Annotated in this window: 18 protein-coding genes; 9 read left to right on the top strand and 9 right to left on the bottom strand. The window is 64.9% G+C overall.

Going from position 1 to position 20,146, the window contains the following annotated elements:
• Positions 1-3: 3 nt before the first annotated feature.
• Both FIU91_RS16810 and FIU91_RS16805 read right to left on the bottom strand, forming a co-directional pair.
• Positions 4-1,146, bottom strand: coding sequence for an aminodeoxychorismate synthase component I (locus tag FIU91_RS16810; protein WP_152463348.1), 1,143 nt, complete (start codon positions 1,144-1,146; stop codon positions 4-6).
• Between the two features lie 5 nt (positions 1,147-1,151).
• Positions 1,152-1,445, bottom strand: a complete 294-nt coding sequence (locus FIU91_RS16805; protein WP_152463347.1) for a Dabb family protein — start codon at positions 1,443-1,445, stop codon at positions 1,152-1,154.
• Between the two features lie 158 nt (positions 1,446-1,603).
• Here FIU91_RS16805 and mtgA point away from each other — a divergent pair, with 158 nt between their 5' ends.
• From mtgA to queG, 3 genes are all read left to right on the top strand, one after another.
• A complete protein-coding gene (gene mtgA, locus FIU91_RS16800) occupies positions 1,604-2,314 on the top strand; it encodes a monofunctional biosynthetic peptidoglycan transglycosylase (protein WP_152463346.1) in 711 nt (236 codons plus the stop codon).
• Positions 2,315-2,408: 94 nt separating this feature from the next.
• Positions 2,409-3,074, top strand: coding sequence for a glutathione S-transferase family protein (locus tag FIU91_RS16795; RefSeq protein WP_093009256.1), 666 nt, complete (start codon positions 2,409-2,411; stop codon positions 3,072-3,074).
• Positions 3,075-3,143: 69 nt separating this feature from the next.
• Positions 3,144-4,187: a tRNA epoxyqueuosine(34) reductase QueG gene (gene queG / locus FIU91_RS16790; protein ID WP_152463345.1), complete on the top strand. Its 1,044-nt coding sequence runs from the start codon at positions 3,144-3,146 to the stop codon at positions 4,185-4,187.
• Between the two features lie 51 nt (positions 4,188-4,238).
• Here queG and FIU91_RS16785 read toward each other — a convergent pair whose 3' ends face one another.
• The gene (locus FIU91_RS16785; RefSeq protein ID WP_152463344.1) at positions 4,239-4,739 is read right to left on the bottom strand and encodes a hypothetical protein; all 501 of its coding nucleotides are present in this window, start codon (positions 4,737-4,739) and stop codon (positions 4,239-4,241) included.
• 312 nt (positions 4,740-5,051) lie between these two features.
• Between FIU91_RS16785 and msrB the strand changes: the two genes are divergently transcribed.
• The 3 genes from msrB (at position 5,052) to radC (ending at position 6,952) form a co-directional block, all read left to right on the top strand.
• The gene (gene msrB / locus FIU91_RS19585; protein WP_093009255.1) at positions 5,052-5,501 is read left to right on the top strand and encodes a peptide-methionine (R)-S-oxide reductase MsrB; all 450 of its coding nucleotides are present in this window, start codon (positions 5,052-5,054) and stop codon (positions 5,499-5,501) included.
• On the top strand, positions 5,498-6,010 hold the full coding sequence (msrA, locus tag FIU91_RS19580; RefSeq protein ID WP_216651616.1) for a peptide-methionine (S)-S-oxide reductase MsrA: 513 nt from the start codon (positions 5,498-5,500) through the stop codon (positions 6,008-6,010). Before msrB ends, msrA begins: the two co-directional genes overlap by 4 nt.
• Positions 6,011-6,199: 189 nt before the next feature.
• Entirely contained in the window at positions 6,200-6,952 is a 753-nt protein-coding gene (radC, locus tag FIU91_RS16770) for a DNA repair protein RadC (protein ID WP_152463343.1), read from the top strand.
• Positions 6,953-6,958: 6 nt separating this feature from the next.
• On the opposite strand, the gene FIU91_RS16765 is transcribed toward radC, so the two are convergent.
• The 3 genes from FIU91_RS16765 to secA all read right to left on the bottom strand — a co-directional run bounded on the left by FIU91_RS16765 (position 6,959) and on the right by secA (position 12,514).
• Positions 6,959-8,566 (bottom strand): phosphate ABC transporter substrate-binding/OmpA family protein, encoded by a 1,608-nt coding sequence (locus tag FIU91_RS16765; RefSeq protein WP_371418201.1) that lies wholly within the window; start codon positions 8,564-8,566, stop codon positions 6,959-6,961.
• A 55-nt stretch (positions 8,567-8,621) separates the two neighbouring features.
• Positions 8,622-9,623 (bottom strand): translocase, encoded by a 1,002-nt coding sequence (locus FIU91_RS16760; RefSeq protein ID WP_152463342.1) that lies wholly within the window; start codon positions 9,621-9,623, stop codon positions 8,622-8,624.
• A 155-nt stretch (positions 9,624-9,778) separates the two neighbouring features.
• Positions 9,779-12,514 carry a preprotein translocase subunit SecA gene (gene secA, locus FIU91_RS16755; protein WP_152463771.1) on the bottom strand — a complete coding sequence of 912 codons (2,736 nt, stop codon included), beginning with the start codon at positions 12,512-12,514 and terminating at the stop codon, positions 9,779-9,781.
• Between the two features lie 169 nt (positions 12,515-12,683).
• Here secA and FIU91_RS16750 point away from each other — a divergent pair, with 169 nt between their 5' ends.
• The 3 genes from FIU91_RS16750 to mutT all read left to right on the top strand — a co-directional run bounded on the left by FIU91_RS16750 (position 12,684) and on the right by mutT (position 15,286).
• Positions 12,684-13,562: a peptidylprolyl isomerase gene (locus tag FIU91_RS16750; protein ID WP_152463341.1), complete on the top strand. Its 879-nt coding sequence runs from the start codon at positions 12,684-12,686 to the stop codon at positions 13,560-13,562.
• A gap of 1 nt (position 13,563) precedes the next feature.
• Entirely contained in the window at positions 13,564-14,799 is a 1,236-nt protein-coding gene (argJ, locus tag FIU91_RS16745; protein ID WP_152463340.1) for a bifunctional glutamate N-acetyltransferase/amino-acid acetyltransferase ArgJ, read from the top strand.
• An 88-nt stretch (positions 14,800-14,887) separates the two neighbouring features.
• Positions 14,888-15,286 carry an 8-oxo-dGTP diphosphatase MutT gene (gene mutT, locus FIU91_RS16740; RefSeq protein ID WP_152463339.1) on the top strand — a complete coding sequence of 133 codons (399 nt, stop codon included), beginning with the start codon at positions 14,888-14,890 and terminating at the stop codon, positions 15,284-15,286.
• Between the two features lie 74 nt (positions 15,287-15,360).
• On the opposite strand, the gene infB is transcribed toward mutT, so the two are convergent.
• Genes infB through nusA form a run of 3 tightly spaced genes read right to left on the bottom strand, consistent with a single transcriptional unit; the run spans position 15,361 to position 20,145 of the window.
• Positions 15,361-17,868 carry a translation initiation factor IF-2 gene (gene infB, locus FIU91_RS16735; RefSeq protein ID WP_093008868.1) on the bottom strand — a complete coding sequence of 836 codons (2,508 nt, stop codon included), beginning with the start codon at positions 17,866-17,868 and terminating at the stop codon, positions 15,361-15,363.
• Positions 17,865-18,512: an RNA-binding protein gene (locus tag FIU91_RS16730; protein ID WP_093008867.1), complete on the bottom strand. Its 648-nt coding sequence runs from the start codon at positions 18,510-18,512 to the stop codon at positions 17,865-17,867. Before FIU91_RS16730 ends, infB begins: the two co-directional genes overlap by 4 nt.
• A gap of 7 nt (positions 18,513-18,519) precedes the next feature.
• Positions 18,520-20,145: a transcription termination factor NusA gene (nusA, locus tag FIU91_RS16725; RefSeq protein WP_152463338.1), complete on the bottom strand. Its 1,626-nt coding sequence runs from the start codon at positions 20,143-20,145 to the stop codon at positions 18,520-18,522.
• Position 20,146: the final 1 nt, after the last annotated feature.

Below are 20,146 nucleotides of genomic sequence, written 5' to 3'. Positions count from 1 at the left end.
TGGTTATTCGGCGGCTTGAGGCTGCGGCGCGATGTCGACAAACCGCGCCTTGAGCAGTGCTTCGTCGTATTCCGCCTCTGCGGTGCTGTCGTAGACGATACCGCCGCCCACGTCGAACCGCACCGTGCCGTCTTCGTGGCAGGTGAGCGTCCGGATCGCGACGTTGAATTCCATCGCGCCGTCAGGGGCGATCCACCCGATTGAGCCGCAATAGACCCCGCGCGGCCCTGCCTCCAGCTCGGCAAGGATCTGCATCGCGCGGATCTTTGGCGCCCCGGTGATCGACCCGCAGGGAAAGAGCGCCTCGATGAGTTCGGGTAGCGTGACACCCTCGCGCAGCTCAGCTGTGACGGTCGATGTCATCTGGTGCAGTGTCGCGTAGGTCTCGATCTCGAAGAGCTGAGGCACGGCGACGCTTCCGATCCGTGCGATCCGGCCGAGATCGTTCCGCAGAAGATCCACGATCATGAGGTTCTCGGCACGGTTCTTTTCGGAGCTTTGCAACCACGCCGCCTGCGCCGTGTCCCCCTCGGCGGTCGCGCCGCGCGGGGCAGTGCCCTTCATCGGTCGCGCGGTCAGGCTGCCGGACGCATCGCAGCGAAAGAACAGCTCGGGCGAGCGGGACAGGATCACCGGCCCACCAAGATCGACATAGGCTCCGTATCTGACCGGCTGATGAAGAAGAAGCGCGGCATAAAGCGCCTCGGGCGTGCCATAGAGCTCAGTCTTGAACGGGAAGGTCAGGTTGGCCTGATAGATGTCGCCCGCCGCGATGTAGTCCCGCACCTGGTCGAACCGCGCGCGATACTCGTCTTGCGACCAGAGCGGCACGGTCGCGCCGAGCGTGAAGGGCAGCATCACGCTGTGTTGCGACGGTGCCTGCGGCGCATCGAAGACACCAAACTGCAGAAGCGGACCCGACCTCTCAGCGGGCATCGCATCGGCCAGTTTCGGCGTCAGCGCATATCCGGCCTCGTAGGCGACATGACCCGCCAGCCAGTAGCCCGCGCGTCGCCAGCTCTCCATCTCTGCCAGCAGAGGTGCAACGTCTTCAGCCTTCCACGCGGACAGAACGCGGAGCGGCGCGCGGAATTCCGTGCCGTGCCCCAGCGGGCCGGTATCGAAGCGAATGCTGCGGGCCGACATGCGGCTTAGAAATCCGCGGCGACCCGGGTGTCCCGAAGGGGCCGCACCACGTCTATGGAGGATTGGTAGATCGGATGCGCCTTGTAGGCGTCGAATGCCGCCCGATCGGCGAACTCGGCATAGACGACGACGTCGACGTCATTCGCGATCTGGTCCATGCGGGCGCATTCGCGGACCTCGAAATGCGTGACGTGCGGGATATCGCCCAATTGTTTCAGCCCCTCGATGATACGGGGGATATCGGCTTCGTCCCGGGCGGTGAAAAAGACGACGTGACGGATGAAATCTCGCTGTGACATGTGATTCTCGGCACTCATTCAAAAGCTTGCCGTAAAAGGCACGTGCGGCGGCGGCAAGACCTGTCCCGTCCCGACTGCGCGTGACCTGTTCGCGTCAGACTTTCCCACGTCATGCAGAGCCGCTTTCCCGGTCGCCTACGGGGCGGTATCACGGCGTTATGGCGAAAAAATCGAGCAAGACGAAAACGAAGATTCGGCCTGGCCGCTTCCTGGCGAAGTGGCTCTTCCGCGCCGTGCTGGCGCTGGTGGTGCTGATCGCTCTGGGGATCGGGCTCTATCGGGTCGTGGCCCCGCCGACGACACCCTACATCATGTCCGAAGCGCGGCGTCTCGGCGGGGTGGAGCGGCAATGGGTGAATTCCGATGCCATCGCGCCCGTGATGTACCGATCCGCCGTCGCGGCGGAGGATGCCAATTTCTGCCGGCATTGGGGCTTCGACATGAGCGCTATCCGCGATGCGATCGAGGATGGCGGCAATCGTGGCGCCTCGACGATCTCGCAGCAGGTGGTGAAGAACGTCTATCTCTGGCAGGGTCGAAGCTGGCCGCGAAAGGCGCTCGAGGCTGTCATCACGCCCGGCATGGAGGCGGTCTGGCCGAAGCGGCGTATCCTCGAGGTCTATCTCAACATGATCGAATTCGATGAAGGCGTGTTCGGTGTCGAAGCGGCGGCGCGGCACTATTTCGGCGTCTCGGCGGCGGATTTGACTCCGACGCAAGCGGCGCGCCTCGCGGCCATCCTGCCGGACCCCAAGGGCCGATCCGCGTCCGACCCCTCGAATTTCGTGCGGCGGCGCGCGGCCTCGATCATGGACGGGGCCGCGACGATCCAGCGGGATGGCCGCGCATCCTGCTTCGAGCCGGCGTGAGCTTGCCCGCGCCCCGCGCTGCCTGTTGAAGTCGGAGCGGTTGCGGGTCTAGAGACGACCACGCGTTCGCTTTCATTCATTGGATCTGCCCCAGATGGCCAAGCTCTATCACGTTCCCCTGTCCCCCTTCTGCCGCAAGGTCCGACTGAGCCTTGCCGAAAAGAAGATCGAGGTGGAACTCGCCGAAGAACGCTATTGGGAAAAGGATCCCGATTTCATCCGACGCAACCCGGCGGCGAAGGTGCCGGTCCTGAAGATCGACGGCAAGACGATGGCGGAATCCGCCGCGATCTGCGAGTGGATCGAGGAGAAATATCCCGAGCCCGCTCTGATGCCCAAGAGCGCCGATGCACGCTTCGAGGTGCGCCGGCTGGTCGGGTGGTTCGATGACAAGTTTCACAGCGAAGTGACGTCGAAGCTGCTTTATGAGCGGGTGAACAAGAAGGTGATGAAGGCCGGCTTCCCGGACAGCACCAACGTGAAAGCCGGGGCCAAGGCGGTCAAATATCACCTCGATTACATGGCCTGGCTGCTCGATCATCGGCGCTGGCTTGCGGGCGACGTGATGACGCTCGCCGATTTCGCCGCCGCCGCGCATCTGTCTTCCCTCGATTATATCTCGGACGTGGACTGGAATCGGCAGGCGGCGGTGAAGGACTGGTACGCGAAGATCAAGTCGCGCCCGGCCTTCCGTTCGATCCTGGCCGATCAGCTTCCGGGCTTCCCGCCGCCGCCGCATTATGCCGATCTCGACTTCTGAAATCGTGGCGCCTCGTGGCATCGGACGGCCGCGGTATTTGGGCCAACCCAAAGAGCGTAGCTTTCGCGCATGTCCCTGACGGCGCGCCTCAAGGCCGAGGCGGAGGCCGCCGGGTTCACCATGTGCCGGATCTGCGGGCCGGGTGACATCCCGAAGGTACCGGAGCGGCTCGGCGCGTTCCTGGAGAAGGGGCGGCACGGCCAGATGGGCTGGCTCGAGGATCGCGCCTCCTGGCGCGGCGATCCGCAGGTGCTCTGGCCCGAGGCCCGGTCGATCATCATGCTTGGGGAGAGCTACACGCCGGATCATGACCCTATGGCGATCCTGGGCGCGCCCGAACGTGCCGCGATCTCGGTCTACGCACAGAACCGGGACTATCACGACATCGTCAAGAAGAGGCTGAAGCGGCTCGGGCGATGGCTCATCGCCGAGGCCGAGGCGGCGGGAGAGGAGGCCGAGATCAAGGTCTTCGTCGACACCGCGCCGGTGGCCGAGAAACCTCTCGGGGAAGCCGCGGGCCTTGGATGGCAGGGCAAGCATACCAATCTCGTCAGCCGGGAGATGGGATCTTGGTTCTTTCTCGGCTCGATCTTCACGACGCTCGAGCTGGAGCGTGACACGCCCGAAACGGATCATTGCGGCTCGTGCCGCCGGTGCCTCGACATCTGCCCGACCGATGCGTTTCCGGCACCTTACCAGCTCGATGCGCGTCGCTGCATTTCCTACCTGACCATCGAGCACAAGGGGCCCGTGCCCGAAGAGCTGCGCGAAGGTCTCGGCAACCGGATCTATGGCTGCGACGATTGCCTGGCGGTCTGCCCGTGGAACAAGTTTGCAGCCGAGGCCAGCGATATCCGCTATGCCGCGCGGGAGGACCTGCTGGCACCGGATCTCGCGGAACTGGCGTCGCTCGACGATGCCGGTTTCCGGGCGCGGTTCTCGGGCTCGCCGATCAAGCGGATCGGGCGCGACCGCTTCGTGCGGAACGTCGCTTATGCCATCGGGAACTCGGGCAGTGCGCGGCTGCGGCCCGCGGCGGCCGCGCTGGCCGAGGATCCCGACGAGACCGTCCGCGATGCGGCGCTTTGGGCCTTGGCGCGGCTGCCGGCGTGAGATGTGGCCTCCGCTGGGGAGATGCGGAGGCCACGCTCGCCCCCCCGCCCGTCAGGCGCGGTCGTCGACCAGAAGCTCGACCCGGTCCGGGGCAGCGGCAAAGATGCCGATGACATCCTCAGCGGCGAAGCCCTGCGCTTCGAGCAGGTCCGCAAGCATGTCGTTTGCCGCGATTTCGTCCTGCATCGCGGCGAGTTCGCCCTCCACATCGGCCAGCGCGAGATCGAGACTTTCGCCTTCACCTGCCGCTTGATCCGGGATGTCGGAGAGAGTCAGCGTGTCGATGACATATCCTGTGTCGATCACGGCGGGATCCGCCATCTCCGGCATCCCCTCCTCGAAGATGGAGACGAGTTCACTGAAGGTGTCGGGCGCACCGCTTGTCATGCCCGGCGCGGCGGTATCAGGGGTCATCCCGACCTCCGGGGCGGCTTCGAGTGCGGGCTCTGTGGGCGGGCCGCCTTCTTCGGGCGCGGTCTGAGCCACCGCCGCGACCGAAGTCGAGGCGGCCAGCAGGGCGGTCATGCCGAGGGTCTTGGTGCGCGTGCTCATCGAGGTCTCCTTTTCGCAGTCTCGCACGGGGGTCGGCGGGCATTTCTGGGCGCGCCGACATGAGAGACATGGGGGCGTCGCGCGGCTTTGTCTGCGCGCTGCGCGCGGCGCACGAAGTATCGGCGGCGCCCGGCTCGACGGGGCGTCCGGGGCGGGCGATCCACCGCCGGTTCCCTGCCTCGAGTGGCATGCCGCGCTCCTCCGCTCATCGAGACGTCAGGGATGGGCGAGGGGTCGCCTGTCGCAGGACCGTTGTCTTTGTCGTCTGCATCCCCATCTTGAACCACAGACATTCCGAGCATGGAGAGCCACATGAGCGAGTATCGCAAAGACCCGGACGCGGTGGCCGCACTCGATCCCGAGAGCTATCGCGTCACGCAGGAAAACGGCACCGAGCGCCCCGGCACCGGGAAGTATCTCGAGAACAAGGCGCCGGGGATCTATGTCGACATCGTTTCGGGCGAGCCGCTCTTCGCGTCGTCGACGAAATACGAATCGGGCTGCGGCTGGCCGAGCTTCGTGAAGCCGATCGAGCCGGACAACATCACCGAGCTGCGCGACACCACGATGGGTATGATCCGCACCGAGGTGCGCTCGCGTCACGGGGACAGCCATCTTGGACATGTCTTCCCGGACGGACCGCCCGATCGCGGCGGACTACGCTACTGCATCAACTCGGCCGCGTTACGCTTCGTGCATCGCGACGACATGGAAGCCGAAGGCTACGGCAAGTATCTCGACCAGGTGGAGGAAAGAGCATGAGCGATCTGACACGCGCCGTTCTGGCAGGCGGCTGTTTCTGGGGTATGGAAGACCTCTTCCGCAAGCTCGACGGGGTCGAGAAGACACGTGTGGGCTATACCGGCGGGGACGTGCCGAACGCGACTTACCGCAATCACGGGACCCACGCGGAGGGTCTGGAGCTTTGGTTTGATCCTGCGCGGATCTCCTATCGCCGGATCCTTGAATATTTCTTCCAGATCCATGACCCGACGACTCTGAACCGCCAAGGCAACGACATCGGCATGAGCTATCGCTCGGCGATCTATTACGTCGACGAGGACCAGAAAGCGGTTGCCGAAGACACGATCGCGGATGTCGAGGCCTCTGGTATCTGGCCGGGCAAGGTGGTAACCGAGGTCGAGCCCGTGGGTGACTTCTGGGAGGCGGAGCCGGAACACCAAGACTATCTTGAGCGGTTCCCGAATGGCTATACCTGTCACTTCCCGCGCCCCGATTGGGTGCTGCCACGGCGCGACGCCGCGGAATAAAGCTCTTGAACGCGCGCTGCGGTGTCGGGGGATCGCGGCGCGCGCCTCGCTTGGGGAAACGAGCGACCTTGCCTTTGGAGGTCGCGACAAATCTGCGCCGAAGACGTAAAGACTTGGTGAACGTCGAGCAGGCAAATGAACGGGTGGCGTTAACGCCGAATTAAGCCTGCGTGCGCTAGCGTCCAGGCCATGATCCAGACCGGTTTTTCAGACGCGCAAGGCGCGCTTTTCGATCCGCCGCCGCGCGATACTGGCGGGCCGGTGGCACTTCCTTCCTACATTCGCGATCACCGCCAGCGTCTGCGCGACAGGTTCGTCTCCGGCGGCGCCGATGCCGTGCCCGACTACGAGATGCTGGAGCTTGTGCTCTTCCGTGCCATCCCGCGCCGCGATGTGAAGCCGGTCGCGCGCCGGCTTCTGGACGCTTTTGGCGATTTCGCGGGGGTTCTCTCGGCGCCGCGCGCGCGGCTTCTCGAAATGGACGGGGTCGGCGCTGCGGTGATTTGCGAGCTGAAGATCGTGGAGGCCGCCGCGCAGCGTCTGGCGCGTGGCAAGGTCATGCATCGTCCCATCGTCTCGAGCTGGCAAACCTTGATCGATTACTGCCACGCGGCGCTCTCCCACAAGGATATCGAGGAATTCCGCGTCCTCTTCCTCGACCGCAAGAACGTGCTGATCGCGGACGAGGCACAGGCGCGTGGCACGGTGGATCACGTGCCGGTCTACCCCCGCGAAGTCATAAAGCGCGCGCTCGAGCTGAACGCCTCGGCGGTCATCCTCGTGCACAACCATCCCTCCGGTGATCCATCGCCCTCCGACGCCGATATCGCGATGACGAACGAGGTCGCGCGCGCAGGCGAGGTGATGGGCGTGACGTTGCACGATCACCTGGTGATCGGAAAATGCCGTGAACTCAGCTTTCGCTCTGAGGGGTATCTGTAGAGCGGATCAGTCGAGCCAGACCTCGACGCGGCGATTGGCCTTCCGGCCCCAGACCGTATCGTCGCAGGCCATCGGCATGGCCTCGCCGAAGCCGTCCGTGCGGATATCGAGCCGCTCGGGATCTGCGGCTTCGGCAGCGGCGATGACCGCGTCGCGAACAGCCTCCGCGCGGTTTCGCGCGATCACGAGATTGGCCGAAGCGGGTCCGGCCCCGTCGGAGAAACCGGCGAAAAGCATGGTCCTCGAATCGTAAAGGCCCGCCTCTATGTCGGCGGCCAGCCGCGCGACATTGGCGCGGGATTGCGCGTCGAGCTGTGTCGAGCCGGGTTCGAAACGGAACGACAATGTCAGGCGGTTGAGCGGGGCCAGCTCGGTACGCAGGCGCTTGAGCTCTGCAAGACCTTCCTCGCCATCCGCGACGGCAATGGCGTTCGCAAGGCGCGAGCCCTGATGCGCGATGGGCACATCCTCCACGGCCTGATCGGTGAAGCCGACGCGCCGGATGACGTTCTGCGCGGGCTCCGATGCGGTATAGGCCAGAAAGTCGCGGCCGAGTTTCGGTAATCTGCGCGCAGGCAGGTAGAGGAACATCGGCGCGGTCAGCGGCCAGTCCTCGGTCTTGATCGTTCCGCGCTCGGCCGAGAGGCTGAAGCCGCAAGGACCATCCACGGAAAGCGGCTTGGACAGACCGATCTCCGAAAAGCTCGCAATGCCAAGCCCGAAGGGGTCCACGGCCACGGAAGCCGCAAGCGCCTCCTGACTGTCATGGCGCAGCACCTGGCCTTCGGCGGCCTCGGGCAGAGCCCGCGCCAGCCGGTCTCCGATCGACTGGGCAAGTCCGGAGCTTTCCGTTGGCAGATGCAAAACGACAGGTGCATCGGGCCCGCCGAGTGCCTGCCAGTTCCTTGTTCGCCCGGCGAGGATGTCGGTCAGCGTCCGCAGGGAGATGGTCTCCACCGGGTTTTGCGATGAGACGACGGGCACCATCGCGTCTAGGGCCAACACGCGGGACCATTTCGCCTCCGTCAGATCGCCGAGCCCGGCGTCGCGCGCCGCTTCTGCCTCCTCGGCCCGGATCTCGCGCAGCGACATGACGAGGTCTGCTTCGTCCGCCAGAAGATCCGCAAACCCCGAATCGGAGGTAGTGCTCGAGATGTAGAACCGTGCGACGGTACGCTCCGTCTCCGTGCTGGTCAGCGTGTAAAGCGTGGCATCCGGGCCGCTTTCCTCGCGCGAGGACTCGTAACCTTCCCGCAGCGCGAAGCCTTCGATGAGAGCCGGCAAAAGAACCCGTCCAATCGTGTCGGAACCGGAGATCCGCAACTCTGCGACGAAATCTGTCAGCGATGGGCAGGCCACGCCCGCACAGGAGACGCCAGAGGCATCCACGGTCAATTCGCCATATTCGGAGTCGATGCGGTAGAATTCGCCGTCAAAGCCCAGAAGCGTGCCGGACAGCGAGACGCCCCCGTCATAGGAGCGTAACGTCACATCATCCGATTGCGCCACGGCAGGCAGAGACAGCGCAGTCAGGCAGAGACTGGCCGCAGCCAGGATGCGGCACGCAAGAACTCGTGTCGGTAGAATGACGGACCCCTCCGGTGCATGAAACACGCCGCGCGACTGTTCGTGCCGCGCGGCGAAATTTCAATAGCCGGAGCGTCGAGGGTCAGTTCGATGCGACCTCGATGTCGCGGACCATGGCGTCCAGCACCAGGAAGTCACCCACGGCATCGCATTCGGGCATGGCCAGTTCGATGTCCTGCACGCTGAGTGCCGCCTCGCCTCGCCGCTCGATCATCTGCGCGTCGAGATCCTGACCGCAATTCGATGCCGTGATTTCGGCTTCCACCGACAATGCGACCTCTGCCTCGGCCGGCGCCGTACCAGCGGGGAAGGAATAGATCTCTGCGATCAAAGCTTCGGGCGCGTGGGTGTCTCCCAGCCGCGCCAGGAAGCCACCTTCGCCGCGCGCCGCAGCTTCGATCGTGCCGCGCGATCCGGCCCAGACATGGCCGTCGGCAAAGTAGTCGGCACCAGCTTCGCGGGCGTGAAGTCCAAGCCCCGAATCGCCCCGCCATTGCAGCGCTACGCGGTCGTAGAACGCCAGCGAGGAGACCTGAGCCTGCGCGATCGCGCCATCGCCGGAGCCGAAGGAGAAGATGAAAACCGCGGTTTCCGCGAGTGCGGGCACATCGAGGCTGAGCGTACCATCGGGCTGCACGGTTTCGGTGAACATCAAGCCATTGTGGTGGACGGTCACGCGTTCCGACCCGTGGCAGGGCGCATCAAGCGCCAGCATGACCATCGCTGCCGCACCCGGTTCGGCGGTGGCACTGATCGCACAGTCGAACCCGGCGCTCGGCACGTCCTTGGGCAGGATCGCGTCGCTTGTGCTCTGGCCTTCGACCGCCGCGACTTCGACACTCGCCCGCTGAAGTGCGGGGGCAGGCCGCGACTCTTGCGGAAGGGTGGGGAACGCGCCCGCGGTCGCCAGGGCAGGCGCACTGTCCTCAAGCCCTGCAGGCGCGGCGGTGTCTACGATCCCGCTGACTTCAATGGGTTCGGATGGGTCGTTTAAGCCGGGCAGGCCAAATTGCATCACGTAGCCGATCGCGAACGCGGTAAAGACTGTTCCGGCAGCGAGCGCATAGGTCTTGGGTTGGGCCATAAGAGCCTCCACCATACGGTTTCTTTCAACAATCGTATGATCCGCAAACTTGGCGAGCTTGCGGCAAAGGCGTGGAGAGCCCGAGGCGTTTCCGGGATAGGAACAATGCGACGAAAACTGCCCGCGACGACCGCGCCGTCACGGGCAAGGATCATTTAGGCGAGGCGACCGTGGCAATGCTTGAACTTCTGGCCCGATCCGCAGGGGCAGGGCGCGTTGCGTCCCGGATTGCCCCAGGTGGAGGGATCTGTCTCGTCGAAGCCGTCGATCAGCGGTTCCTTCGCGGCGACCGCCGGACCTGCCGCTTCGCTTTCGGGATTCGTCGCGCCCGCAGGGGCCTGTGCAGCCGCCATCTGGGCCTGCGCCTGTTCGCGGCGTAGCTGGTCGAGGAGTTGTTTGCGCTGCTCCTCGCTCATCGGCTGGATCTGGGCCAGCTTCTGCGTGACCTCGCTACGCAGGCTGTCCAGCATCGATTCGAAGAGCTGGAATGCCTCGGTCTTGTATTCGTTCAGCGGGTCGCGCTGTGCATACCCGCGGAAACCCACGACCGAACGCAGATGCTCCAGTGTCAGGAGGTGGTCACGCCATTTGGAGTCGATGGTCTGCAAGAGAACCTGTTTCTCGATCTGGCGCAGCGCCTCGGGGCCGAACGCCTCGGCCTTTTCCGCCATGAGCTTGTCGGAGGCTTCGGCGATGCGTTCACGCAGCACATCCTGGTCGACGCCGTCTTCTTCTGCCCACTCCGCGACCGGGAGCGCGATATTGAGCTTGTCCTTGATATCGGCATCAAGCCCTTCGACGTCCCACTGATCCGCGTAGCTCTTTGGCGGGGCGCACGTATCGACGATATCGTCGATCACTTCTTCCCGCATATCCTCGGTGACTTCCGAGAGATCCTCGGCTTCCATGATCTCGCGGCGCTGACCGAAGATGACCTTCCGCTGGTCATTCATCACGTCGTCGAACTTCAGAAGCTGTTTGCGGATGTCGAAGTTGCGCGCTTCCACTTTTGACTGCGCGCGCTCGAGCGACTTGTTCACCCACGGATGAACGATCGCCTCGCCTTCCTGCATCCCGAGCGAGGAGAGCACCTTGTCGAGCCGTTCGGAGCCGAAGATCCGCATCAGGTCGTCGTCGAGCGAGAGGAAGAAGGACGAGCGGCCCGGATCGCCCTGACGGCCCGAGCGGCCGCGCAGCTGGTTGTCGATCCGGCGGCTTTCGTGCCGTTCGGTCGCCAGAACGAACAGACCACCGGCCTCTTTCACCTTGTCCTCGGCCTCGGCCTGCCCGGCTTCGATCCGCGCGCGGATCTCTTCGGGATTGCCATTGGGGTCGGCATCGAGCGCGGCCTGCACCTTCATCTCGAAATTGCCGCCGAGCTTGATGTCGGTGCCGCGCCCGGCCATGTTTGTCGCGATCGTCACGGCGCCCGGCAGGCCGGCATCGCCGACGATCTGGGCTTCCTGCTCGTGCTGGCGCGCATTCAGGACATTGTGCTTGAGCCCGGCCTTCTGGAGCAGCTGGCTCAGCATCTCGGACTTCTCGATCGAGGTGGTGCCGACGAGGACGGGCTGGCCCTTCTCGTGGGCGAGGCGGATCTCCTCGACGATGGCTTCGTACTTCTCTTGCGCGGTGCGGTAGACCTTGTCGTCTTCGTCGATCCGCGCGATCGGCCGGTTGGTCGGCACTTCGACCACGCCGAGCCCGTAGATTTCCGCGAATTCCTCGGCTTCGGTGGTGGCGGTGCCGGTCATGCCCGACAGCTTGTTGTAGAGGCGGAAGTAGTTCTGGAAGGTCACGCTTGCGAGCGTGACGTTCTCGGGCTGGATCTGGCAGCCTTCCTTGGCCTCGATGGCCTGATGCAGACCGTCAGACAGGCGGCGGCCCGCCATCATGCGGCCCGTGAATTCATCGATCAGCACGACCTCGTTGTCGCGCACGATGTAGTCCTTGTCGCGCTGGTAGAGCTTGTGTGCCCGGAGCGCCTGCGTGACGTGATGCACGAGCGTGGTCGATTCGGGGTCGTAGAGCGTCTGTCCCTCGGGCATCAACCCGGCCTCGCGCAGCCGCTCTTCAAGGAACTCGTTGCCCTCGTCGGTGAAGGAGATGCTGCGCGTCTTCTCGTCGAGCTCGTAATGTTCCTCGGTAAGATCCGGCAGCAGCTTGTCGATCCCGGTATAAAGCTCCGAGCGGTCCTGGCTCGGACCCGAGATGATGAGCGGCGTGCGTGCCTCGTCGATCAGGATGGAATCGACCTCGTCCACGATCGCGAAGTTGTGCCCGCGCTGATACATCTGGTCCAGTTCGGACTTCATGTTGTCGCGCAGGTAATCGAAGCCAAGCTCGTTGTTCGTGGCGTAGGTGATGTCGGCCTGGTAGGCGGCTTTCTTCTCGTCTTCGGGCTGGCGCGGATAGACCACGCCAGTCGTCAGGCCGAGCGCACCGTAGACCTTGCTCATCCAGTCGGCATCGCGGCGGGCGAGGTAGTCGTTCACCGTGACAATGTGCACGCCCTTGCCGGAAATCGCGTTGAGATAGGCGGGAAGGGTGGCGACCAGCGTCTTGCCCTCGCCGGTCTTCATCTCCGAGATGTTGCCCTGGTGCAGGAAGATCCCGCCCATGAGCTGCACGTCGAAGGCGCGCAGACCGAGCGCCCGCTTGGCGGCCTCACGGCAATTGGCGAAGGCATCGGGGAGAAGATCGTCGAGGCTTTCGCCACCTTCGAAGCGCTTGCGGAACTCGTCCGTCTTGGCCCTCAGGCCCGCGTCGTCCAGGGCCTCATACTCGGCCTCCAGAGCGTTGATCTTCTCGATCAGGGGCCGGGTCGACTTGATCTTCCGGTCGTTCGCCGTGCCGAAGACCTTTTTCGTGAGTGTTCCGAACCCTAGCATACGCTCTCTTTCGCCTGTCACCGTCTCGTGTGGCGGCATCTGCTTGCCCGTCCTGCACCGAGCCCATAGACAAACGGGGGAAAGACTGGCTGCACAGAGCCACGAGCGATGTAAGGGCCGGTCCTCACAGTGTCAACGCTGCCCGCACGGGTGGCAGAAAGAGGTGAAGATGTCCCGACCGAGCCTGAAACTCACCGCCGTTGCCGCGCTCCTCGCGTTTGCCGGCCCGGCATGGTCCCAGGATGAGACCGCCGGATCCGAAACCGCGCCCGACGCGGATCTGTCCGAAGTCGTCGCGACGGTGAATGGCGAAGAGATCACGCTGGGCCACATGATCATGGTGCGCGCAGGTCTTCCCGAGCAATACCAGCAGCTTCCCCCGGATGTTCTGTTCGAGGGCATCCTCGATCAGCTGATCCAGCAGGAAGCGCTGGCGCAATCGGATTCCGCCGAAGAGACGACCGGCGTGCGCCTGACGCTCGAAAACGAGCGTCGCGCGCTTCTCGCCTCCGAAGCCGTCGCCGGGCTGTCCCGTGACGCAGTGAGCGAAGAAGACATCCAGAATGCGTATGACGAGCAATTTGGCAACGAGGGCGGCGCGACCGAATACAACGCGGCGCATATCCTCGTCGAGACCGAGGAAGAGGCGCAGGCTCTCATCGAGGAGCTGAACGGCGGCGCCGATTTCGCGACGCTCGCGCAGGAACGCTCCACCGGCCCGTCCGGCGCGAATGGCGGCGATCTTGGATGGTTCGCGGCCGGCCAGATGGTGCAGCCCTTCCAGGACGCCGTCGAAACGCTTGAACCCGGCGCGATCTCGGAGCCGGTCGAGACGCAGTTCGGCTGGCATGTCGTGAAGCTGAACGAGACCCGGCAGCAAGAAGCGCCCGCCCTCGAGGAGGTGCGTGACCAGATCGAACAGCAGCTCGCACAGGCACGTGTCGAGGCCGCAATCGAAGAGCTGGTCGCTGGCTCCGAGGTCACGCGCCCCGGCGAGGATCTCGATCCGGCGGTTCTGGGCCGCACCGATCTTCTGATGAGCGAGTAAGATGGCGAAGATCACCAGCCGCTCGCCGCTGGCCCCCGATGCCTTCCCGGCGCTGCCGGTGATCAAGGGCGTCCGCTTTGCCACTGCGGCGGCGGGCGTTCGCTATGCCGGGCGCACCGATGTGATGCTCGCGCATCTCGCGCCGGGCTCGACCGTGGCGGGCGTGTTCACACGCTCTGCCACCCGCTCGGCCAATGTGCTCGATTGCCAGGCCAAGATCGCGCTCGAGCCGGAGGCGGGCGACGGCGCGGCGATCCTGGTCAATTCCGGCAATTCCAACGCCTTCACGGGGCGCGCCGGGGATGCGTCGGTTCAGGCGCTCTGCGAGGCGGTCTCGACCGCGATGGACCTGCCCCCAAGCCGCGTCTTCACCTCCTCGACCGGCGTGATCGGGGAGCCTCTGCCGCACGAGCGCATCGTGGCGAAGGTGGCCGACCTTGTGGCGGGGCTCGACGAAGAGAATATCGCGGGCGCGGCCAATGCGATCACGACGACCGATACCTTCCCGAAAGGCGCGTCTGCGGAGATCGAGATCGACGGACAGACAGTCAGGATTGCTGGCATCGCGAAAGGCTCCGGCATGATCGCGCCCGACATGGCGACGATGCTGGTCTACGTCTTCACCGATGCGGCCATCGCGAAGGATGATCTGCAGGCGCTGGTCTCGGGGATCAATGAGCGCAGCTTCAACTGCATTACCGTCGACAGCGATACCTCGACCTCGGACACGCTCCTGATGGGGGCGACCGGCGCGTCGGGTGTGCGCGTCGCCAAGTCCGACACCGCTTTTGCCACGGCGCTCGAAAGCGTCTTCCTCGATCTGGCGCATCAGGTCGTCAAGGACGGAGAAGGCGCGACGAAATTCGTGACCGTCCAAGTTACCGGCGCCGCCTCCGACAACGATGCGCGCACCCATGCGATTGCCATCGCCAATTCGCCGCTCGTCAAGACCGCCATCGCGGGCGAAGACCCGAATTGGGGCCGCATCGTCATGGCGATCGGCAAGTCGGGCGCGGCGGCAGACCGCGACCTTCTGTCGATTCGCTTCGGCGACGTTCTGGTCGCGGAGAAAGGCTGGGTCTCGCCCGAGTATCGCGAAGAGATGGGCGCGGCCGTGATGAAGGAGCCGGAGATCACGGTCGCCGTCGATCTCGGCCTCGGGGACGGCGCGGCGACGGTCTGGACCTGCGATCTCACGCACGGCTATATCTCGATCAACGCCGATTACCGCTCGTGACGCGCATGTGTCTTTGGGTTGGCGAAAATACCGCGGGGAGCGCGAGGGGCTGGCCCCTCGCTCCTGCCCGATCCACGGGCGCGCGGCCATGAAGGTGGTGCTCGTCTCGGCTGTTGCCCTCATTGATGCAGAGGGCCGCGTCCTTCTCGCGCAGCGGCCCGAGGGCAAGTCGATGGCCGGGCTTTGGGAGTTTCCCGGTGGCAAGGTCGAGCCGGGCGAGACGCCCGAAGCGGCGCTCATCCGCGAGCTTTCCGAGGAGCTTGGTATCGGCACATGGTCCTCCTGCCTCGCGCCGCTGACCTTCGCCTCGCACAGCTATGACGACTTTCATCTGCTGATGCCGCTCTTCGCCTGCCGCAAATGGGAGGGCATTCCGCATCCGAAGGAAGGGCAGACCCTGAAATGGGTGCGGGCCAATGCGCTTGCGGAATATCCCATGCCGCCGGCCGACGTGCCGATCGTCCCGATCCTGCGCGACTGGCTCTAGCGGCGTCCAGGCTGCCCCGAGAAACGAAAAAGGCCCGCCGATTGGCGGGCCGTTTTGTTTTCTCCGAAAGACAATCAGCTCAGCGTGCGGGCGATTTCCTCACGCTCGAAGATCTCGATCACGTCCTCCTTGCGGACGTCATCGTAGTTCTCGAACGCCATGCCGCATTCCTGGCCCGAGATGACCTCGGCCACCTCGTCCTTGAAGCGCTTGAGCGTCTTCAGCGTGCCTTCGTGGATCACCACGTCGTCGCGCAAGAGACGCACACCGGCCGACCGGCGTGCCACGCCTTCGGTCACGAGGCAGCCCGCGACGGTGCCGACGCCCGAGACGCGGAAGGTCTCCAGGATCTTGGCATAGCCGATGAAGTTCTCGCGGATCTCGTTCGAGAGAAGGCCGGAGGCCGCCGCTTTCACGTCGTCCACAAGGTCATAGATCACGCTGTAATAGCGCAGCTCCACGCCCTTCTGGTTGGCCGAGTTGCGCGCCGAGGCATTGGCTCGAACGTTGAAGCCGAGGATCGGCGCTTCGGAGGCTTCGGCGAGGCCCACATCGGTTTCGGTGATCGCACCGACGCCGTAATGCAGGACGCGCACGCGCACCTCTTCGTTGCCGACCTTCTCGAGCGCCTGAACGATCGCCTCGGCCGAACCTTGCACGTCGGCTTTTACCAGCACCGGCAGCTCGGTGACGTTCTCGTCGTCCTTGGCTTTCTGCATCAGCGCTTCGAGCGTCGTCGCCGCACCGGCTGCGGCGCGCTTGTCCTTGGCGACCTGCTGGCGGTACTCGGCGATCTCGCGGGCCTGCGCCTCGGTCGAGACGACGTTCAGAACGTCGCCCGCCTCGGGCGTGCCGTTGAGGCCCAGAACCTCCACCGGAACCGACGGACCGGCTTCCTTGACGCGCGCGCCCTGATCGTTCTCCATCGCGCGGACCTTGCCCCACTGCTCCCCGACGACGAAGATGTCGCCTTGGCGCAGCGTGCCGTTCTGCACGAGAACGGTCGCGACGGGGCCGCGGCCCACGTCGAGCTTGGCCTCGATGACGGCGCCTTGCGCGGCGCGGTCGGGGTTGGCCTTGAGCTCGAGAATTTCCGATTGCAGTGCGATGGCTTCGAGCAGCTCGTCGAGGCCCTTGCCGCTCTTCGCCGAGACCTCCACGTCCTGCACGTCGCCGGACATCTCTTCGACGACAACCTCGTGCTGGAGCAGATCGGTGCGGACCTTGGTCGGGTTCGCATCGGGCTTGTCGCACTTGTTGATCGCAACGATCATCGGCACTTCGGCGGCTTTGGCGTGATTGATCGCCTCGATGGTCTGCGGCATGACCGCATCATCGGCAGCGACCACGAGGATCACGATATCCGTCACCTGTGCGCCCCGCGAGCGCATCGAGGTGAAGGCCGCGTGGCCCGGCGTGTCGAGGAAGGTCAGCGTCGTGCCGCCTTCGGTCTGCACCTGGTAGGCGCCGATATGCTGGGTGATGCCGCCGGCCTCGCCCTGGGTCACCTTCGCGTTCCGGATCGCGTCCAGAAGCGAGGTCTTGCCGTGGTCGACATGGCCCATGACGGTGATGATCGGCGCGCGGTCCTTCAGATCCTCGGGATTGTCCTCGACCTGTTCGATGACCTGCTCCACATCCGCGTCCGACACACGCGTCACGGTGTGGCCGAATTCCTCGATGATGAGCTCTGCGGTATCGGCGTCGATGGTCTGGTTCTGCGTCGCCATGACGCCGTTCTGCATGAGCGCCTTTACGACGTCACCGACCCGTTCTGTCATGCGGTTGGCCAGCTCGGCCACGGTGATCGCCTCGGGCAGCTTGACCTCGCGCATCACCTTCTCGCGGTTGACGGGACCACCCATAGCCTTCTGGCGCGCACGCTCCTGCTTGCGCTTCATCGCGGCCATGGATTTCTGGCGTCCGCCTTCCCCGCCCGAAAGGGCCTGGCTGACGGTCAGCTTGCCGGAGCGGCGGCCGCCGTCACGAGCCTTCGGCGCGCGGTTGCGATCCTCGCGCTCACGCTCGGGCTTGTTCGTGGTCTTGGGCGCTGCCTTGCCACGTGCACTCTGTGGATCGGCGTCGGGCGCGGGCTGGGCGGGCGCGGCCTTGGCGCGTTCGGCCGCTTCGGCCTCCTCGCGCTTGCGGCGTTCCTCGTCCTCGGCCTTTGCCTTGGCGCGCTCTTCGGCCTCACGCTGTTCGCGCTCTTTCTGTTCCTTCTCGGCGCGCATGCGCTCGCGCTCTTCGGCGCGGGCCTTTTCCTCGGCTTCGCGCTGGGCCTGTTCGTCGGCCTCGCGTGCCTTGGCGGCCTGCAGCGCTCTCAGACGCCGTTCCATCTCCGCATCGGAAATACCGGCGGGGCGCTTGGCCGAAGCCGCGGCTCGCTGCGCGGCGCTTTGCCCGGCATCACCGGAGCCGGACTTGGATGCCGGTCCCGTGCTGCTCTTGGGCACCACGACGCGTTTGCGCTTGGTCTCCACCACGACGTTCTTGGTGCGTCCGTGGCTGAAGCTCTGCTTCACCGATCCCGAACGGGGACCACCGCGTACACCCAATGTCTTCTTGCCGTCGTTTTCGCTCATGAAGCTCTCTTATCCTTTCCGGCAGCCCCTGCTGCCGCGTCTTGCGCCAGTCCGGCTGTGCGCATGCCCTTCAGGCGTCGGGCATCCTCTACAACACGTTTCGTGAGTCCGCCAGCGCCGAGCGCGGCATGTATCACTTTATCTCGCCCGAAGGCGCGCCCGAGCTCGTCAGCCCCGAGCCACCCGATATAGGTGCCGAAATGGGGAGTCGACAGCTTCGTCTTGCCGCGGGCTGAGCCGTCCTCGGCCTGGATCAGGACTTCGGCCTCTTCCTTCTGAAGCCAGTCCTTCACCTTCTCGTAGCCCGCCACGGCATCACCCGACTTGCGGGCGAGGCTGATAAGGTTGACCACGCGTTCGGCCAGCATATCCGTCACATTGTCGGCCAGCCCCTCGGGCACCGATACCTTTGTCTTGGCGGCGCGGGCAAAGAGGTTCTTGCCCGCCGCCTTGTCGATATCCCCGCGCGTCGCAGAGACCCAGATGCCCCGGCCCGGCAGCTTGCCGGCAATGTCGGGCACGATCGAGCCATCGGGGCCCACCACGAAGCGGATCAGCCGCTCGACAGGCAGAACCTCTCCAGTCGCGATGCAGCGCCGTTCGGGTCCGGCACTGCGGTCTTTGCTGCGTCCGCCTCGGGTCAATGGCCGCTTATGCCTCCTCGGTCTCTTCGGAGCCTTCGTCGGCGGCGTCGTCGCCTTCCGCCTCGGTCTCGATCTCGGTCGGGTCGACCCAGCCCAGAAGAACGCGCGCGGTCATGACCATGTTCTGCGCTTCCTCGAGGCTGACCTCGAAGGGCTCCAGAACGCCGTCATCCTTGGTGCGCTGTCCGTCGACCGTGGTCCAGCCGCCGGCCAGTTCCCAATCCGCGCAGGTCGCGAAATCCTCGAGCGTCTTCACGTCGTCCTTCGCGAGTGCCTCCACCATTTGGGGTGTCAGCCCCTCGAATTCAATGAGGCTGTCCTCCGCACCGAGCGCGCGGGCACGCTCCAGCGCTTCGGCGGCCTGCGCCTCGAGGACGTCGCGGGCACGGGCCTGCAGCTCCTCGGCGGTCTCGTCGTCCACCCCGTCGATGACGGTCAGCTCGTCGATCTCCACATAGGCGACCTCTTCGAGATTGGTGAAGCCTTCGGAGACCAGGAGCTGGGCGAAGAACTCGTCCACGTCGAGCGCGTCCACGAAGAGCTGCGTGCGCTCCTCGAATTCCTTCTGCCGGCGCTGGCTCTCTTCCTCCTCGGTCATGATGTCGATGTCGAGACCGGTGAGCTGAGAGGCGAGGCGCACGTTCTGGCCGCGCCGACCGATGGCGAGCGACAGCTGCTCATCGGGCACGACGACCTCGATCCGCTCGGCATCCTCGTCGAGAACGACCTTCGAGACCTCGGCCGGCTGCAGCGCGTTCACGAGGAAGGTCGGCACATCCTCGTTCCACGGGATGATGTCGATCTTCTCGCCCTGAAGTTCGTTCACGACCGCCTGCACGCGGGAGCCGCGCATACCGACGCAGGCGCCCACGGGGTCGATCGAGCTGTCATAGGAGATCACGGCGATCTTGGCGCGGCTGCCCGGATCGCGGGCGACGGCCTTGATCTCGATGATGCCGTCGTAGATCTCGGGCACTTCCATCTTGAAGAGCTCGGCCATGAATTCAGGCGCGGTGCGCGACAGGAAGATCTGCGGCCCGCGCGTCTCACGCCGCACATCCTTGATGTAGCAGCGGATGCGGTCATTGGCGCGGTAGGCTTCGCGGCCGATCTTCTCGTTGCGGCGCAGGATGCCCTCGCCGCGGCCGATATCGACGATGACGTTGCCGTATTCCTCGCGCTTGACGACGCCGTTGATGATGGTGCCGGCGCGATCCTTGAATTCCTCGAACTGGCGGTCGCGTTCGGCTTCGCGGACCTTCTGCAGTATCACCTGCTTGGCGCTTTGCGCGGCGATCCGGCCCAGCTCGACCGGCGGAACTTCCTCTTCGTAGGTATCGCCGATCTGAGGGTCCGCGAGGTACTGCTTGGCCTGCTCGACGGTCATCTCGGCCTGGTAGTTTTCCAGCTCTTCCTCGTCGACGACGGTGCGGACGCGGGTGAAGGTCGCCCGGCCGGTGCGGCGGTCGATCTTCACGCGGATGTCCATCTCGGAGCCGTAGCGCGACTTGGCGGCGCGGGCGAGGCTCTCTTCCATCGCCTCGACCACGAGACCGGGGTCGATCATCTTCTCGCGCGCGACCGCCTCGGCGGTCTGCAGAAGCTCAAGCTGGTTGGCAGAGGTGATTGCCATT

This window comes from Roseivivax sp. THAF30 (genome assembly GCF_009363575.1).
GTDB lineage: Bacteria > Pseudomonadota > Alphaproteobacteria > Rhodobacterales > Rhodobacteraceae > Roseivivax > Roseivivax halotolerans.
This window is presented reverse-complemented; position numbering and strand designations above follow the sequence as displayed.

Bases quoted from the DNA above. Each gene is read 5' to 3' on its own strand.
- FIU91_RS16810 (WP_152463348.1), bottom strand. From the start codon at position 1,146: ATGTCGGCCCGCAGCATTCGCTTCGATACCGGCCCGCTGGGGCACGGC.
- FIU91_RS16805 (WP_152463347.1), bottom strand. From the start codon at position 1,445: ATGTCACAGCGAGATTTCATCCGTCACGTCGTCTTTTTCACCGCCCGG.
- mtgA (WP_152463346.1), top strand. From the start codon at position 1,604: ATGGCGAAAAAATCGAGCAAGACGAAAACGAAGATTCGGCCTGGCCGC.
- FIU91_RS16795 (WP_093009256.1), top strand. From the start codon at position 2,409: ATGGCCAAGCTCTATCACGTTCCCCTGTCCCCCTTCTGCCGCAAGGTC.
- queG (WP_152463345.1), top strand. From the start codon at position 3,144: ATGTCCCTGACGGCGCGCCTCAAGGCCGAGGCGGAGGCCGCCGGGTTC.
- FIU91_RS16785 (WP_152463344.1), bottom strand. From the start codon at position 4,739: ATGAGCACGCGCACCAAGACCCTCGGCATGACCGCCCTGCTGGCCGCC.
- msrB (WP_093009255.1), top strand. From the start codon at position 5,052: ATGAGCGAGTATCGCAAAGACCCGGACGCGGTGGCCGCACTCGATCCC.
- msrA (WP_216651616.1), top strand. From the start codon at position 5,498: ATGAGCGATCTGACACGCGCCGTTCTGGCAGGCGGCTGTTTCTGGGGT.
- radC (WP_152463343.1), top strand. From the start codon at position 6,200: ATGATCCAGACCGGTTTTTCAGACGCGCAAGGCGCGCTTTTCGATCCG.
- FIU91_RS16760 (WP_152463342.1), bottom strand. From the start codon at position 9,623: ATGGCCCAACCCAAGACCTATGCGCTCGCTGCCGGAACAGTCTTTACC.
- secA (WP_152463771.1), bottom strand. From the start codon at position 12,514: ATGCTAGGGTTCGGAACACTCACGAAAAAGGTCTTCGGCACGGCGAAC.
- FIU91_RS16750 (WP_152463341.1), top strand. From the start codon at position 12,684: ATGTCCCGACCGAGCCTGAAACTCACCGCCGTTGCCGCGCTCCTCGCG.
- argJ (WP_152463340.1), top strand. From the start codon at position 13,564: ATGGCGAAGATCACCAGCCGCTCGCCGCTGGCCCCCGATGCCTTCCCG.
- mutT (WP_152463339.1), top strand. From the start codon at position 14,888: ATGAAGGTGGTGCTCGTCTCGGCTGTTGCCCTCATTGATGCAGAGGGC.
- infB (WP_093008868.1), bottom strand. From the start codon at position 17,868: ATGAGCGAAAACGACGGCAAGAAGACATTGGGTGTACGCGGTGGTCCC.
- nusA (WP_152463338.1), bottom strand. From the start codon at position 20,145: ATGGCAATCACCTCTGCCAACCAGCTTGAGCTTCTGCAGACCGCCGAG.